The organism is Vreelandella salicampi, from assembly GCF_013415105.1.
GTDB classification, from domain to species: domain Bacteria; phylum Pseudomonadota; class Gammaproteobacteria; order Pseudomonadales; family Halomonadaceae; genus Vreelandella; species Vreelandella salicampi.
On the sequence record NZ_JACCDF010000013.1, the window covers coordinates 79,686 to 95,723 of the forward strand.

Consider the following 16,038-nt stretch of genomic DNA (forward strand, 5'->3'; position numbering starts at 1 on the left):
TCCGGGAGCCTTTTCCATTTCAGGGGCCGCGGCGATTCCCGATTACCTGAGCGCCAGCTACCCCACCACCTTGGACAGGGATAGGGCGACAGCCCCCACAACGACCATACCCCAGGCATACGGGCTGGCAGCCATGCGTGACAACACCTGCCTGACAGGCCGGCGTGCAGTGCTTTGGCAGGCCTCTCGAAGCCGCATGGCCTCCCTCTCGAGACGCTGGCACTCCTGCGCCAGCATGGTGATCTCCCGCTGCTGCTCCGCGATCGCGTCGACGGTACTGCTCTCCCTGATGTTCGACCTCCAGGCCTGCTCCGCTTCCTCTGTGACCAGCTCGCCGGCTCGCATGGGCTTGGACTTGGACTTGGCGGTGATGCTGTGACCGGGTGTGCCCGGGGCAAAGGCTATGCCGAACTGCTCATAGAATCGATCTCGCCTCTCCTTGTTGTTCCCTCCCCAGCGACCCTCTTTCTCGTCTTGCCAGGACAAGTCGATCCGCATGACCTCAGCGGTGGGCCATTGCTTGGCCCATGCCACGATCTCTGCCATGAGGTATGTGCCAACGCGGTGGCCGATAAGGTCGTGCATGCCGATGATGACGTTTCCACCGGGGCGAAGTTGCCCGTCAGTGAGCTTGATGCGCTCGGGCTCCCTGTTGTCACCCGGCGAGTAGCAGGCAGACCAGGAGAACTGGTTGGTGCCAAACAGGGGGTGATTGCCGATGCGCCTCACCTTGAGCGTGAGGCGTCGATCCTGACCCACCTGCTGCTCGGTGCGCTGGATGAGCAGTAGCGCTACAGGGTCGGGGCTATCAGGGTGCTGAGGGTGTCGGACTTCGATCACTCTGTCATCGCTGTGGCTGGCGCCTCTGAGGTCTTCAGAAGGAGGGGGCATGGTGTGTCGCTCTGTCTCCGATTTCGCATGCGAAACTGCTCCCGCTACCCTACCACCACGCTCCCGGTCGAGTGTCAGTCCTGCCTCTACCTCCTCTTGAGACCTGCATCCGCAGGAATGTGAGAGAACCAAGAGAGAGAGAAGCAATCATGGAAACGATCGGCGATCGTCTGGAAACCGTTGTCTTCACCCGCAAGAACGGGAACCACGGAGAGTACCTGGGCACTGAGCCTGGCGTGTTCGCTGTGGTGCGAGTAGATGGCCAAACCTTCAAGGTGCGGTACGGCGTGGATCTTGATGCGCCGTGGTGCTGGGAGGTTGAGCATGTAGCGAGTGGCCTTGCCGCCCGCGGCTGCAAGCGCTGGGATCTTGGCATGGCTACTGAGCGACTGACGCGCCTTGTCATGCGCCAAGGTGCCTGGGAGCCTTCCTGGAGCATGACGGAAGTGCCGATGGAAGCCTTCCTTGCAGCCCAGTCCATGGGGGTGCGTGCTCATGTTTGAGGCTACTGACCTGATCCACTCGTATACCCGTAGCGATGCCATCGCAGATGGGGATCTGATCGAAGTCAACGAAGCCGCCAAGGAAGCAGGGTTCAAGGTGCCTGTCGCCCTGACCACTGCTGCCTGGCATGAGCTGGTGGCTTGGGACCAAGCTGCTAGGCCACATGGCCCGCTTCAGGATGAGGCAGGCCGCTTGTGGGATGTTCTGTCGCTCGCGGTTCATGCCGCACGCAAGGAGCGAGACTCGCCCGTAGTCGAGTACACGGTGAGAGTCATGGAACCACTGGAGAACGGCCCACGGGTTGTTCCCAAGCGTGCCGTGATGCACATAGGCCCTGGAGACAACCATGAGCCGGTGATCACGATCATGCTCTCTGGGGAGGACTGACGCGCTCGCGTCATGCTCCATCCTCTTGCCCTCAAACCCCTGTCAGCCTAGTGCTGCCAGGGGTTTACCATCTCTGTCTCAAGATGCTGCTTGCCAGGCTTGGCTCCAGGCAGTGCTCACGCAAACGGACATGATCCGTTTGTTGAACCTTCTCCGTAGGCAGTTGAAAACCTGGTTCACAAACAAGGCGCTGAGGTTGCTGGGCATCACGCGGTGGCGAAGGCGGTGGCTACAGCTACCTATTCTAAGGTGCCTATTGCTCTGCCTAGCAAGTATCCAAACGAGAACATCAACGCCTGGTAGTGCGAGGGGGCACGCCGCTACCGCACCTTGTTACAGTGCAGTCAAAAAAATACAATGAATGCACTGAATGCAATGAGAGACGCTTCCAATGGCCATGCTGACTGTTCGCAACCTACCTGATGAGGTACACCGCGCCCTGCGTGTCCGTGCTGCCCTGCACGGGCACAGCATGGAAGCCGAGGTACGCGAGATCCTGGAGGCCGCTGTAGCGCCCGAGGGGCGCGTCAAGCTGGGTTCGCTGCTGGCCGACATTGGCAAGCAGGCCAAGCTGACCGATAACGAGTTTGCCGTGTTCGAGCAAGTCCGTGACAAGACGCCAGCCAAGCCGGTGCACTTTGAATGATCCTGCTTGACACGAACGTCGTCTCCGAACCACTGCGCCGGGAGCCAGAGCCTCGCGTTGTCGAGTGGATCGACGCGCAGGCCCTGGAAACCCTCTACCTGTCCGCCATCACCGTGGCAGAGCTTCGGTCGGGCATTGCCCTGATTCCCGCAGGAAAGCGCCGGACTGGCTTACAAGAAAACCTGGAACGACGAGTACTGCCCCTGTTTGCCGGTCGTGTGCTTCCGTTCGATCTCCCCTGTACACAAGCCTACGCCGAGCTTATCGCCAAGGCCCAAAAGGCTGGGCTGGCGATTGCCGCCGCTGATGGCTTTATTGCCGCCATTGCGGCTGCCAACGGCTTAGCGGTGGCTACACGGGATACCAGCCCTTTTGAGGCAGCGGGTTCAACGGTTATCAACCCATGGAAAGAATAAGCCCCATGTGGCCAATGGATAGCAGAACCAAAAGAATTAGGAGCTGTTAGTGTCACGACTGACCGATTTGATTGCTGATCTAAAAGCAAAGGACCCTAAGCTAGGGGCCGACCTGGACAGAGAGTTTAAGGCTCTTTCATCCCGCTTGCCCTTTGGCCTGAACTTTGAGCGCCATCGCCCTGAAGCGGTGGAGTTACCACTGCGCTCTATACGGAAAGGCGACAAAGTGCGAGTTCTTCCACCGCGTGGATCGACCGGAAAAGGCGATCAGAGCCTATGGCAAGTCAAAGCAATTCAAAAGAAAAAGGAGCTGGCTGAATTAGAGCTTAAGGATGGGGTTGACCAGAAGAAGAAAACTGTCTCCCTTAATGATCTGGTGGTCGTAGCTGAATTCCGCGATACGATCTTTCCGGGCTTGATCAGCACCGGGAAAGTCGAGCGTAGCGATGACAGGCCTTACCATACAATTATTAATGGCGAAAATTATCATGCTTTAAAGTTATTAACCTATACACATCGCGGAAAGGTTGACGCAATTTATATCGACCCACCTTACAACACAGGTGCTAAAGACTGGAAATACAATAATAGCTATGTGGAGACTGATGACCTATATCGCCACAGCAAGTGGCTTGCATTTATGGAGCGAAGGCTTCTAATTGCAAAAGAACTTTTAAGGCCAGATAATTCTGTATTAATTGTCACCATTGATGAAAAAGAATACTTACGCCTCGGGCTGCTGCTTGAACAGTTGTTCCCAGAGGCAGAGATCGAGATGGTCACCACTGTCATAAGTGCCAAAGGAGTGGCGAGGTTCGGGCAGTTCTCACGAGTAGAGGAATATATTTATTTTGTAAGAATAGGTAAGTCGGAAGTTTCTCTTGGCGAACAAAATATGCTTGATGATTCGCGCTCAGCAACCGATAAAATCGGAAAAAAAGTTGACTGGCTGGGGTTGCGACGTCGTGAGCCGACTGCTCGTAGAGGTGCCAGGCCGAACCAATTTTACCCTATTTTTGTCAATATTGAATCTGGGTATATACACTCTATTGGCGATCCAATAGGAGATGATGTAGATCGTAAATCAATTGTGCCGCCTCAAGGTACATTCGCTGTCTGGCCTCTCAGGCCCAATGGAGATGAAGGGCTTTGGGGTATTACGCCTGAAACTTCTAGAAGGTATTTAAAACACGGTTTTATTCGCTCAAGGCGACACAAGCCACAGGAAGGTAAAGCATCTATTCATTATCTTCCAAGTGGTACTGTAGATGCCATTCAAGAGGGAAGAATTGCTATAACCGGTTGTGATGCAGATGGAGCGGTCCAAGCCGTTTATCGGGAAAAGAAAGGGGTAATTCCAAAACGAGTTTGGAATATGCCATCGCATAATGCCGAAAATGGGGGGTCGGTTATTCTTTCCCGCTTGTTACCAGGGCGTCGATTTCCATTTCCAAAATCGTTATACGCTGTAGAAGATGCACTTCGTTTTTTTGTAGGAGAAAAAAGAAATGCCATTGTCTTAGACTTTTTTTCAGGATCTGGAACAACTGCACATGCTGTTATGCGCTTAAATCGCCAAGATGGCGGATATCGACAATGTATTTCAGTCACTAATAACGAGGTCTCGGCAGACGAACAAAAATATTTGCGTAAGAAAAATCTTCGCCCGGGAGATTTTGAGTGGGAAGCGTTGGGTATTTGTGATTATATAACTAAGCCACGAGTTTTGGCGGCAATTACAGGAAGAGATCCAGAAGAGCATCCGATAAAAGGTGATTATAAATTCACCGATGAATTCCCTATGTCAGAAGGTTTCGAGGAAAATGCAGAGTTTTTCACGCTGACCTATGAAGCCAAGGACGCTGTTAACCATAACCTGGCTTATAGCCGCATCGCGCCCTTGCTGTGGCTTCGCGCAGGCGCACATGGCAAGCGTATCGACAGTCTCCCCGAGAGTGGCTGGGCGGTTGCAGATTCTTATGGCTTGCTGACCGAGGTAGACAAGGCCACTCCCTTCATTAAAGCATTGAATGAAGTTCAGAGGCTTCGGATCGCGTATATCGTGACCGATGATGACCGCCGCTTCCAGGCTATTGCTCGACGCCTGCCAGAGGGTGTAGAGCCGGTGCGCTTGTACGAGTCCTATCTGACCAATTTCAGCTTTGCTAATGGTGAATAATCAATGAAGTTTACGCTTAAAGACTACCAGGCGGACGCGGTGCGTGATTCTCTGGAAAATCTGAATAAGGCGCGTACCTACTGGCATAGTCATAGTGATAAATCAGCTTTTTCACTAACCGCTGTAACAGGTGCTGGTAAGACCGTGATGGCCGCTGCGGCATTCGAAGCCTTATTCCATGGTGACGACGAATTCGATTTCGATGCCGATCCTGGTGCCGTGGTTATCTGGTTTAGCGACGACCCTTCGCTGAATGAACAGACCCGCTTTCGCCTAAGAGAATCCAGCGACCGTATTAATCACACCGATATGGTGGTAGTAGAAAATACATTCAGTCGGCCAAAGTTCGAGGCCGGGAAGATTTACTTCCTGAACACACAGAAGCTGAGCAAGAACAGCTTGCTTGTCCGTGGACACGACCAAGACGAGCTGGAGGAAAAAGCGGGCGGGTTATTTCCGGAAACTCGCCCCGACCTGCGTGCGTACACCATTTGGGACACCATACAGAACACCATTGAAGATCCTGAGCTTACGTTGTACCTGGTGCTTGATGAAGCACATCGTGGGATGGGTAACGGCAACAAGGAGAAAAGCACCATTGTTCAGCGCATGATCAATGGGTTTGGTGCCGTGCCGGGTATTCCAGTGGTCTGGGGCATCTCAGCCACGGTAGAGCGTTTCAACAAGGCTATCGAAACGGCCATTAAGCGCACGAAACTGCCAGACGTGGTTGTTGACTCGGCCAAAGTACAAGAATCAGGTCTTATCAAGGACACTATTCTGCTGGATATTCCTGATGAAGTAGGCGACTTCGATACACTCTTGGTGCGTCGCGCTACGGATAAGCTGCGGGAATCGGCAATGCTTTGGTCAGAATACGCCAAGCAACAGCAAGATTCAGGAATGGTGGTACCGCTGATGGTATTGCAGGTGCCCAATACGCCCGACCCGAACGAAATAGGCCGTTCTCTGGATGCTATCTTTGCCCGATATCCAGAACTACCTAGCAGCAGTGTCGCCCATGTGTTTGGTGAGCATGCGACTCAACGATTCGGCAACCGTGACGTGCCTTATATCGAACCACAGCGCGTCCAGGACTCGACCTGGGTACGTGTCTTGATTGCCAAGGATGCCATCAGCACTGGCTGGGATTGCCCCCGTGCAGAAGTTATGGTGTCTTTTAGGGCTGCAAACGACCGAACCCACATCACGCAGTTATTGGGGCGCATGGTCCGCTCGCCTCTTGCGCGCCGCATTCCAGGGAATGAGCGCTTGAATGCCGTGGACTGTTTGTTGCCGAGGTTCAATCGCAAGACGGTTGAAAGCGTAGTAGAAGCCTTGATGAGTGGTGACGACACCTCCTCAGCTACGCCAGGTCGCATCTTGGTGAATCCAGTTGAGATGCACCCAAACCCTGCTGCTTCCGGTGCGTTTTGGGAAACGTTCGAAGCCCTGCCTTCACAGACTCGCCCCCAGCGTGCCGCCAAACCCGCCAAGCGGCTTACTGCCCTGGCTCAAGAATTGGCAGATGATGACATTCTCGAAGGGGCTGGCAGAAAGGCACATGGTCTGCTGCACCAGGCGCTCGACGAGTTCCAGGCCCAGCACCAGGACAAGATCAAAGCCAAACGTGACTCTATATTGACCGTGGACGGCAAGACGGTAGTCGCTGACATGAAGGGCAAGAAAAAGACGTTCAATGAGTTTTGGGAAGATGCCGATATGGCGGTCATTGATGACGCCTACCGCCGTGCGGCTCGAGTTTTAACCCCTGATATTTCGCGTACCTACGTTGAACACCTTGCCCGCAAGGTTGCCAGTGTGGATGACGATCCAGAGGAGTTTCTGGAAGCCATCGTTGAAGCCCGTGTCACCGTTGCAGGCTTGGGCTTGGTGACAGAAGTACAGGATTATTTCGACGGAATTGCAGATGGGATTGCAAAGGATTGGCTCACTCAGTATTGGCCGACAATCAAAACACTTTCTGATGATCGGAAAGAATCCTATCGTCAAGTCATTGAAATGAGCACCGAACCCCAGAATGTTGAGCTTGTGAAACCAGAAGCCAAATTCGAACCGACCAAGGTGCGACAGGGAGAAAAGGAAAGCGATCTACCCACTTGGCAGCAACATCTGCTATGCGATGAGGATGGTAACTACCCCGCAGAGTTGAATACTTGGGAGCAGCAAGTTCTTGAGCGTGAATCCAATCGCGATGGTTTCTCCTTCTGGTACCGCAACCCACAGCAGCCGGGGCAGTCCTCGCTGGGTATCGCGTACCAGGAAGCTGACCAGTATAAAATCCTGCGCCCGGATTTCATTTTCTTTGCCGAGCAAGATGGCCAAGTTGTCGCGGACATTGTTGACCCACATGGGCTCCACCTGGCCGATGCCTTACCCAAGCTGCAAGGCCTGGCGGTGTATGCCGAGAACCACGCCAGCGCATACCGCCGTATCGAGTCCGTGGCCGAGGTGAAAGGTAAGCTCCGTGTGCTTGATCTGACTAAGGACGAGGTGCGGGAAGCTATCCGCGGTGCGAAAGATGTGATCAGATTGTTTGGCCATGCGGTAGCTAACGACTACTAACCATGGACTGCACCGAGGTGACGCTCTTCATGTGGCGTAGGCGGCCATTCAGAGAGGCAGCCAATTTTTTCGCATGCGAAACTGCCGGAGGGGTGTCACCCGCCGCCCTATCTCCTATCGAGGCCTGCAATCCAGCAGGTATGAGAGAGGAGAATGACTATGGGTACTATGTGCATCCCGATGCCGGTCGACAAGAAAGCCTACCTGGACGACAACTACTCCAGTGCGGATGGCTCCCATATCGTGCTGAAATCGAGCTTTGTGGGATCGACCTACTACGCCGCGGTCAGAGTCACCAGGCGGGGTGAGTCGGATGGCGAGCCCCCGGTGACCTTCACGCTCGGCGCGGTCGTCAAGACGAACAGCATGCAGGGTGAGTTCTGCTACAAGTCGATGGACGAGAGCATGGGGCCGTATGAATCTCAGTGTCCTATCGGCATCCTCATGCTGCTGACGCCAACCGATGAGCTGGTCCGCCTGAGTGTCTTCTCGGAAACCTCGAGGGAGAGGGCCAGTGACTGGCGCGAGCGTTGCCGCAAGCATGCTGAGGGTAAGAAGCGTCGTGCTCGACTGAAAGAGGGCGATCGCATCAAACTGCCGTACAAGGTGCGGTTCGTTGGTGGCCTGGAAGCCGACACGTTCACCAAGGTGAACTTGCCTCGGCGCCGCAATGTCTTCAGGCCAGAAGGGGGTTCCTCGTTCGTGAGGCTCACCTCGCAGCATCTCGACGATGCTGAATTGCTCGCATAATCCTTCCAGCCCCCTCTGCTGTTCTCAGCATGGGGCTTTTTCATGCCCGCTTACCGGCGCCGCTCGATCGGACACTGGCCGCCCTACCTCCTCTTGAGACCTGCAATCCCGCAGGAATGAGAGAGGAGACGATCATGACTAAGACGAGCAAGACCACTTGCTGGATTCCCAAGTGTCACCTCCCCGCGCTGCGAGAGAAGGTGGAGAAGCTGGACCGCAAGGCCAAGAAGCTCGGTATGCAGCCCTTCGAGATCAGCGTCCTGGAGGAAGCGGTGAAACCGTGGACCCACGAGACGGTCGACCTCGAAGATCGCATGTCCTACATCCGTGAGGAGAAGATCCTCGCCGTGAAGGTCGCCATCACAGGCGAGCCCCCGAAGATCGATGGGTATCGCATGCTGGCGCGGATCGATATGGCAGCGGCGCAAGCCGTTCGGGTCACCCCCCTGGCCTGGGCTTACAACCGGCTCCCAGAGCCGTATCGCTCAGGTGATGCGACGGGTGACTGCGATCACTGCCACATGCAACGTGAGCGGCGCTACCTCTTCCTCCTGGAGGAGGTGGAAACCGGCAAGATCCTGGAGGTGGGGAAAACCTGCCTGAAGGATTATGTCGGCCGCCAGGGCGCCGAAGCGATGATGCGGCGAGCCCAGCTGTTGATGACCGTGATCAATATGGTCGAGGAAATCGATGAGGTTGGGCTCAGCAACGGTCGTCCGCCTGAGCCGGTGGTTGACCTTCGCTGGCTGATGGCAGCGGCAGTACGCCAGATCCGCCAGCGAGGCTTCGTGTCACGCGCTCGAGCTGAGGAGACAGGTGACCTCGCTACCGCTGAGATAGTGGGGGAGATGGCACGCTCCGGCCGCATGGTGGGCAAGGGCATGAAGGCCTTTTCCTCGGAGGACGTGGCTCGGGCAGACGCTGTGATCCACTGGGCGCGTAATGTGCTCCCGCAGAAGGCTGACCTCGGCGAATTCGAGTCGATGATCATTCATCATGCCCGATTCGACATGGTTGGCTTGAAGCGTGGTGTCGGCGTCATGGCCGCAGCGGTGACCGCCTTTGACCGCCATGAGGAGCTTGAGGCTGGCGCTGAGTCACTGAAGGCCCTCGGGTACGCCGGGGAGCTTGGTGAGCGCCTGGAGACGAAGGTTGTGCGGAAGCGGTCCTTTTCGTCGGAAACGCGATGGGGCCTGATGTGGAAGCATATCTTTCGAGATCCCGAAGGCCGCCAGATCATCTGGAAGACTGGCAAGGCCCTCGAGGAGGATAAGGTCGTGTTGAAGGGGCGTGTGAAGGAACACGGTGAATACCGGGGGATTCCCCAGACCGTGGTGACACGCTGCTCGATTCGTCCAGCATCATGATTCACTCGCCCCCTGCACGCTAAGCGTCAGGGGGCTTTTTCCTGCCCGCATACCCTCAACCCGGGCGATCGCCGATTTCGCATGCGAAATCCGTTTGCCAGCCTTCCAGCGCCAGCTGAGTGGCAGTCCCCGCCCTATCTCCCTCTGAGACCTGCATCACGCAGGAATGTGAGAGGAGAGAGCAATGAACATCGAGCTGATCGTGAACCAGGAAGATGCGCTGGCCTTTGGTCGTGAGTTTGGCGGGCTGCCCCAGGACAGCCTCGAGGAGGATCAGGTGGCATTCGCCATCGACCCCCAGCAAGGGTCGCGATTCGTCCTCCCTCGCCAAGCGGGACGTAGCTGGCGCCAGCCAACACAGCGCGAGATGGCCAGCCTTGGCACTGATGCCAACGTGGCCTTTGAGGTGTTCTCGCTGAATGACCTGGAGGGCTTCGCGTTCTCCACCGAGGACGGGACTGTGATCCAGGTGCGCCGGCCTGACCGTGAGTTGCACCGGGAAAGCACCTTGCAGTCTATCGACAGCGATGAGGACGTGTTCGTGGTGAGCTTCACCAAGCGGTTCTTCCGCCGCATGTTCCTCAACAACCTGGCGCAATGGAAATTCCTCCAGCCCAGGGCAAAGATCGCACGTCACCTACAGCGGTGATGTTTCCCGCCCCCTAACTCTTCGAGCTAGGGGGCTTTTCTCGGCCTATCGAAAAAAATCACCAGGAGGCGGCCATTAGTGTCAGTGGTGCCCCTATCCCCTACCGAGACCCATTCGGTGGGAATGTTGAGAGAGAGGAGATTGAACATGTGGGGCAAGACTATCCAGATCGGTCACATCGGTGAGCCTGAAGCACGCACCAACGACAAGGGAAACACCTACGTTCGGTTCGGCATCAACATGGCCAAGAAGTCGACTGATGAAGCCATGTGGCTCAACTGCATCATCGGTGGTCGCTTCGCTGAAGTGATGAAAGACCGCCTGATGCGAGGCCAACTGGTCTTTGTGGAAGGCGCCTTGTCTTTCCGCAAGGCACAAAATGGCACGGTGTACACCAACCTGATGGTCGACACATGCCGCATCCTGCGTGACCCGCGCTCTGCCAATGGCGGTGCAGGTGACGAGGAAGAAGACGGGGAGATCCCCTTCTAAATCATTCATTTATAGCCCCTGGGTAACTCCTGGGGCTTTTTCATGCGTAGACGACAGGGGCAGCCATGAGCGACACCGAACCGAATTCACAGAAGCCCAGAGAACAATCTCCCTTGGCAAGGGTGCTCCCCGTGGTGGGCGGGGCGCTGGGCATTGCCGCCTTCGCCTTGACCGTCATCCCGGTCCAGCTTCCCTGGGCATCGTCCGACGCAGAGACACCGCAGATCGTCACCTTCGACACCGCGAAATACGTGAATGCCCGCCGTGCCGCAGCCAGCAGCCTGCTGGGCGAGGACGGTGAGACACGAGACGCCGCGATCTCCACCCTATCCCGCATCGACAGTGGCGTGCGCCCCGCGATTGAAGAGGTGGCGGATGGCGCCGTGGTGATCGTGCGCCAGGCAGCCGTGCTCGATGGGTCACTCCCGGACATTACCGACACGGTGCTCAGTGACCTCGGCCTTCCGACAGACGCGCCAACGATTGAGACCAGCTTGGATCGCCATGGTGACACCTCTTACAGCTCCTCGGACCTTTATGAAGAGGCCCGTGAGCTTGTTCGCCGAGCCAACCAAGAGGCCCGTGAACAGGCCGCCTCCCGCAGCGAGGCGGACATTGAAGAGCTGCTGCCTTGATGCAGCAGATAGGAAAAACCCGATGTGGCCATGCCCTGCATGGCGAGAGACACGCCAGTTCTGCTGGCGCAAACCTAAGCTCAAGGAGCACACCCATGAAGCACCTCACCCTGATCGCCTCAGCTGTCACCATCGCCTCTGCCCTGATGACCGGCAGTGCCTTCGCCGAAGACTCGAAAGCTGAGGGAGCCAAGGAGCTGCCCAAGGCAGTAGCGGACCTGGGCATTCCGGGCGCCAAGGTGGACAAGACGTTCGACACTGGCCTGGAAGGGATCAATGGCTGGGTTATCAGCGTCGAGAATGACACCAACGTGATCTACACCACCGAGGACGGCAAGCATGCGTTCGTCGGCATGATCCTCGGTGAGGGCGGTGAGAACCTGACCCAGGCGCACATGGAAGAGCACATGGAGAACAGCCCCCTAGCAAACATGCCGGGTCGAGCTGGCGCCAGCCAGGCCGACAACGGCTATTCCGACGACGAAGAAGCCAAGGCGCTGGAGCTGATCCAGGATGCCCCGTTCTACGTCGAAGAGGGCTCTGGCGAGCGCGTGCTGTACGTCATCTATGATACCCAGTGCCCCTACTGCCAGCGCATGTATGAGGCCTCTCGTGATGTCCTCGAGGACGTGACCATTCGCTGGGTGCCGGTGGGCTTCCTGGGAGAGCAGTCGCTGCACGAAGCGGCACAGATCGTGGATGCTGAGAACCCGGCAGAGGCCATGGCCACCATCAAGCAGGGCGGCTCAATCTCCGGGGCCTCTAGCACCGAGGCGATGGACATCGTGAGCCAGAACAGCCAGCTGACTCAGCAGGCGGGCATCGGCGCCACGCCGACCACTATCTACGAGGACGCGAACGGCGAAGCACAGATCCGCCGCGGCGCCCTGCGTGCTGCCGAGATTCGCAACCTGTAACCTCTTCCATGACCGACCAAGGCGCCCAGGCTCCTCCCGAGGAGCCCGGGCGCTGTGCTAGAGGGCGTCTATGTCACACTATGAACCGCCACGCATCAGTGTTGCTCGACGTGCCCTGGAGGGCATGTTCCCGCAGCTTGCCGTCAACCGCATCTTCCCGCGCCAGCCTCGCAAGGTTGGCCATGGGAATCGCGAGAGGACCATCTATCCCCGCCGCTGGCTGCATCATCCTCTCACCCCGGAGCAGGCCCGCTGGGTAGCGGAGCGCTCTGCTGATTACTGGTTCCGCTGGTTCATTGCATTCGGCGGGTCAATGTTCCTCTCGGTGAAGCTGGGACCACCCTACGGGGCGTTTCTCCACCTGGGCTTTACCATCGTTGCTGGCTGGACGCTGATTGGCGTAGCTGTCGCAGTCGGCAGGAACCGGAAAAACCCGAGGATTGACGCATGACACAAGGCAAGGAGCCCTGGCTGGCAGGGCTGGGCCGGTGGCTCACCGGCCGGAAGGCGCCAGCTGACGAACAGGCAACAGTCGACCCTGGGGATCGCGCCATCACGGCAGCCACTCGCAGCCTGGCGCTGGACATGCTGAACGAGGCCCCCTCCCATGAGCGCTTCGCCCCCAAGGAGGTCGTCGTCTGGAAGTGGGGGATGAAGAACAAGGCCGTGCCCTTGGCTGGGCAGACAGCGTTGGTGATGAAGGTCCGAGAAGAGGCGCTGGTCGATGACACCCAGCAGCCGTCATCGACCTACTACATGGAGCCCCTGGATGTCCTTATCGGCGTCTACACCCATGAGGGCATCTTCCGGGAGCTATGGATCGACGGCCGCAGGCTGTGCCATCGCACCGATCGGCGGGCGAAAGCCACCGGCTATGGCACCCCAGGGGAGGCCTCATGAGGGACGAAGCCAGTATCAAGGTCTCCGACACCCCACCGCAGTTCGATGAAATGATGAGCAGACTCGCCCGCCAGCAGTTGGGTCTCGATGCCCGGTACACGGTGTATGCCGTGGCCACCGACCAAATCGATGAAATCGAGCTGGACCTGATCGATAGCTCTGAAGACCCCCACCTTCAGAGCTTCACAGTCCACCTCCCAGCTGGCTTGGCCAGGGTCAGCCTTGCGCCCTATGAGGATGGCGTCTGGCACCTCAAGGAGGCCGTCCATGGCGTTGTGAACCTAGGCCACGACGCTCGTGAGGCGCTTGCTGCGGGTAGTTCAAAGCCCCGCCCCCGGATCGCTCTACCTCCCCGTGGGGGCCGGCACTAGACGCTAGATCCTTCGCAATCCTATAAATTGTCGTCTGGTATTGTTACAATATGGCGCATGCAGATACTCGCCTTGAACAGCTCCGAGAGCTTCCTCTCACGAATGAAGACAAGCGCTACATCACGCACTGCCTCAATGAAGGCAGGGTGGAAGATGCTGAGCCGGTTCTGGCGGCGTATGCGTCATGTTGGGCCACCGCAGCTGACGGAGCCCCAGATCGAATGCGGGATAATGCCGGCCGGCGAGCAGCCAACACCTTCCTCCGGGAGGCGCTGGGCGTCGATGGGCCGGCGTCCCTCCGGTAAGCAGCAGCGCCAGCTGCCGGCATAGCTGGTGGGGAGGAGGAGTTATACCGTTATCTATAGCGTGCCTAACTCTAGGACTACCCGACACCTGCGCCCCTATCCATAGTCACCACACTGCGATAGGGGGTTACATGTTCGACAATGCTTTGATCTACCGAGCCCACAGCCATTTCCCTGGCGCCGACCAGCTGGCACAGCTGTGCCAGAAGCAGCTGTTCCGAGCCTGCGCCGCGACCGAGGCCAAAAGGGTAGGGTGGTCGACCGTCTGTGGTGACCAGATGGTGCATCCGGTGAACTCGCAATTCCTGGTTCTGCGCTTCAGCCGGCAAGAGCGGCTACTTCCTGCCGCTGCGGTCAAAGAAGAGGTTGAGGAGCGTGCTGCGGCACGCGAGAAGGCGTCTGGATCTCCGTTGCGGCGAGCTGAGAAGCAGATCCTGAAGGAGGAGGTCTACGAGGAGCTGCTGCCCAGAGCGCTGAAGCGCACGGGTCACTTCCTCGTGGCCATCGACACCCAGCGAGGCTGGATTCTGGTGGATGCCGCCAGTCGCAAGAAAGCTGAGGAAGCGCTGGACTTGCTCCGGCTGACCACCGGCTCCTTGAAGGTCACACCTCTCGCCACTCGCGATCGCGCTACTGACCTGATGACACGCTGGCTGGCCAACCCGGCTGAGCGTGCGGAAGGCTGGGAGCTGGGCGAGGCATGCCAGCTTGAGTCCCCATCCGGGGATGAGGGCGTGATCAAAGCCACCGAGGTCGACCTCGAGAGCGACGAGATCCAGCAACACCTCGAGGGCGGCCGAATCTGCTCAGCTCTTGCAGTGGCCAGAACCGACCAGCTGGCGCTGGTTCTCCAGGACGACCTGGCGCTCAAGAAAGTCAAATTCGATGACGCGCTGATCGAGGGTGCCGACCCCTCCGATGACGATGCCTCGGCCTTCGACACCGAAGCCCATTTGCACATCCCAGCCCTCGCGGCCGTCATCGAGGAGCTGATCGGCTTACTCGGTGGCGAGGTCAGTCCGGTCATCGAGGAGGAGGCGTCCACCGAGGAACAAGAGGCAGCTTAGGCCTCGGCATAACCCTCTATGGCCTGGCGCCCGCTAGGCCTTTTTTATGCTCTACCTGTCCCGCCTTATGATCCTTGTCGGCTCACTTTATGTCGACTATTATGTTTCGCATGCGAAATTGGCCTGGCCAGGCCCTGCATCCTGAGCCGGGCAAGGACCAACCATCCTGCCTCCTCTGGAGGCCGGGCAACCGGGGACACCATGACCAAGATCATCAGCTTCGCCAATCAGAAAGGCGGGGTCGGCAAGTCGACCATCTGCCTCCAGACTGTCTTCCACCTACAGGAGGCAGGGTTTCGGGTGCTCGCTATCGACCTGGACCCTCAGGGCAACACCTCCAGCCGCCTGAGTCAGCAGGAAGGCGAGTACACGGGAACCCCCTCCGCGTTCCTGTTCCGGGAAGACTACACCGACATCCGCCCGATGCGGTGCGCCCGTGGGATGGACCTGATCTGGACCGAGAAGAACGACCCTGAGCTGTCGGAAATCGAGTCCATGCCGCTCAACTGCGTGCTCAACCCGATCAACAACCTGAAGGCCAGCGGAATCCTCGAGCACTACGATTATGTAGCGGTCGACTGCCCGCCCAGCCTTGGCCGGAAGCTCGTCGCCGCTCTCACCATGTCCACCCATGTCATCTGCCCGGTCCAAGTGAGTGGCTTCGCCCTGGATGGCGTCGAAGGCCTGCTCAACACCATCATCAACGTCCAGGAGGAGCTGAACCCCGACCTGGAGAACACCGGCATGGTGATCAACAATCTGAACCGCAACTTCCCCTCTCACCTGCGGGCATGCGAGCAGCTGCGCGAAGCAGTCCCCGATCTGGTCTACACCGCGGAGATCGGCCTGCGCGGGAAACTGGACGAGGCCAACAACCTCGGCGTCCCCGTGTGGAGCATCAAGACGACCTCAGCGCGTGACGCGGCGAAGGACATTCGGGCGGTCATCAACGAACTCATGGAAAAGGTGGGCTGAC

At 57.7% G+C, this 16,038-nt stretch carries 19 protein-coding genes; 18 read left to right on the plus strand and 1 reads right to left on the minus strand.

Translation table 11 applies throughout. From position 1 onward, the window contains the following. Positions 1-57: 57 nt before the first annotated feature. Positions 58-546 carry a hypothetical protein gene (locus tag HZS81_RS14305; protein ID WP_179931210.1) on the minus strand — a complete coding sequence of 163 codons (489 nt, stop codon included), beginning with the start codon at positions 544-546 and terminating at the stop codon, positions 58-60. 18 nt (positions 547-564) lie between these two features. Here HZS81_RS14305 and HZS81_RS14310 point away from each other — a divergent pair, with 18 nt between their 5' ends. The 18 genes from HZS81_RS14310 to HZS81_RS14395 all read left to right on the plus strand — a co-directional run bounded on the left by HZS81_RS14310 (position 565) and on the right by HZS81_RS14395 (position 16,037). After that, on the plus strand, positions 565-789 hold the full coding sequence (locus HZS81_RS14310; protein ID WP_179931211.1) for a hypothetical protein: 225 nt from the start codon (positions 565-567) through the stop codon (positions 787-789). Positions 790-1,040: 251 nt separating this feature from the next. Beyond that, positions 1,041-1,394 (plus strand): hypothetical protein, encoded by a 354-nt coding sequence (locus HZS81_RS14315; RefSeq protein WP_022524285.1) that lies wholly within the window; start codon positions 1,041-1,043, stop codon positions 1,392-1,394. Then, positions 1,387-1,782, plus strand: a complete 396-nt coding sequence (locus HZS81_RS14320; RefSeq protein ID WP_179931212.1) for a DUF6573 family protein — start codon at positions 1,387-1,389, stop codon at positions 1,780-1,782. The genes HZS81_RS14315 and HZS81_RS14320 overlap by 8 nt, the downstream gene beginning before the upstream one ends. Positions 1,783-2,173: 391 nt before the next feature. Further along, complete coding sequence (locus tag HZS81_RS14325) at positions 2,174-2,428, plus strand: FitA-like ribbon-helix-helix domain-containing protein (protein ID WP_179931213.1); 255 nt, start codon at positions 2,174-2,176, stop codon at positions 2,426-2,428. Continuing rightward, a complete protein-coding gene (locus HZS81_RS14330; protein ID WP_179931214.1) occupies positions 2,425-2,844 on the plus strand; it encodes a type II toxin-antitoxin system VapC family toxin in 420 nt (139 codons plus the stop codon). Before HZS81_RS14325 ends, HZS81_RS14330 begins: the two co-directional genes overlap by 4 nt. A gap of 49 nt (positions 2,845-2,893) precedes the next feature. Then, entirely contained in the window at positions 2,894-5,023 is a 2,130-nt protein-coding gene (locus HZS81_RS14335; RefSeq protein ID WP_179931215.1) for a DNA methyltransferase, read from the plus strand. Between the two features lie 3 nt (positions 5,024-5,026). After that, positions 5,027-7,609 carry a DEAD/DEAH box helicase gene (locus HZS81_RS14340; RefSeq protein ID WP_179931216.1) on the plus strand — a complete coding sequence of 861 codons (2,583 nt, stop codon included), beginning with the start codon at positions 5,027-5,029 and terminating at the stop codon, positions 7,607-7,609. Between the two features lie 159 nt (positions 7,610-7,768). Continuing rightward, the gene (locus HZS81_RS14345) at positions 7,769-8,359 is read left to right on the plus strand and encodes a DUF6927 domain-containing protein (RefSeq protein WP_179931217.1); all 591 of its coding nucleotides are present in this window, start codon (positions 7,769-7,771) and stop codon (positions 8,357-8,359) included. Between the two features lie 134 nt (positions 8,360-8,493). After that, complete coding sequence (locus tag HZS81_RS14350; RefSeq protein WP_179931218.1) at positions 8,494-9,726, plus strand: hypothetical protein; 1,233 nt, start codon at positions 8,494-8,496, stop codon at positions 9,724-9,726. A 184-nt stretch (positions 9,727-9,910) separates the two neighbouring features. Next, the gene (locus HZS81_RS14355) at positions 9,911-10,375 is read left to right on the plus strand and encodes a hypothetical protein (protein WP_179931219.1); all 465 of its coding nucleotides are present in this window, start codon (positions 9,911-9,913) and stop codon (positions 10,373-10,375) included. Positions 10,376-10,522: 147 nt separating this feature from the next. Then, positions 10,523-10,867 (plus strand): single-stranded DNA-binding protein, encoded by a 345-nt coding sequence (locus HZS81_RS14360; RefSeq protein ID WP_074211802.1) that lies wholly within the window; start codon positions 10,523-10,525, stop codon positions 10,865-10,867. Between the two features lie 65 nt (positions 10,868-10,932). Continuing rightward, positions 10,933-11,502 carry a hypothetical protein gene (locus HZS81_RS14365; RefSeq protein WP_022524297.1) on the plus strand — a complete coding sequence of 190 codons (570 nt, stop codon included), beginning with the start codon at positions 10,933-10,935 and terminating at the stop codon, positions 11,500-11,502. A 95-nt stretch (positions 11,503-11,597) separates the two neighbouring features. Beyond that, positions 11,598-12,419 (plus strand): thioredoxin fold domain-containing protein, encoded by an 822-nt coding sequence (locus HZS81_RS14370; protein ID WP_074211803.1) that lies wholly within the window; start codon positions 11,598-11,600, stop codon positions 12,417-12,419. A 70-nt stretch (positions 12,420-12,489) separates the two neighbouring features. Continuing rightward, complete coding sequence (locus HZS81_RS14375) at positions 12,490-12,870, plus strand: hypothetical protein (protein WP_074218046.1); 381 nt, start codon at positions 12,490-12,492, stop codon at positions 12,868-12,870. Next, on the plus strand, positions 12,867-13,319 hold the full coding sequence (locus HZS81_RS14380) for a hypothetical protein (protein ID WP_179931220.1): 453 nt from the start codon (positions 12,867-12,869) through the stop codon (positions 13,317-13,319). The genes HZS81_RS14375 and HZS81_RS14380 overlap by 4 nt, the downstream gene beginning before the upstream one ends. Continuing rightward, a complete protein-coding gene (locus HZS81_RS14385) occupies positions 13,316-13,690 on the plus strand; it encodes a hypothetical protein (RefSeq protein ID WP_179931221.1) in 375 nt (124 codons plus the stop codon). The genes HZS81_RS14380 and HZS81_RS14385 overlap by 4 nt, the downstream gene beginning before the upstream one ends. A 436-nt stretch (positions 13,691-14,126) precedes the next feature. Further along, on the plus strand, positions 14,127-15,062 hold the full coding sequence (locus HZS81_RS14390; RefSeq protein ID WP_179931222.1) for a recombination-associated protein RdgC: 936 nt from the start codon (positions 14,127-14,129) through the stop codon (positions 15,060-15,062). Positions 15,063-15,263: 201 nt separating this feature from the next. Beyond that, on the plus strand, positions 15,264-16,037 hold the full coding sequence (locus tag HZS81_RS14395; RefSeq protein WP_022524305.1) for a ParA family protein: 774 nt from the start codon (positions 15,264-15,266) through the stop codon (positions 16,035-16,037). Position 16,038 lies beyond the last annotated feature (1 nt).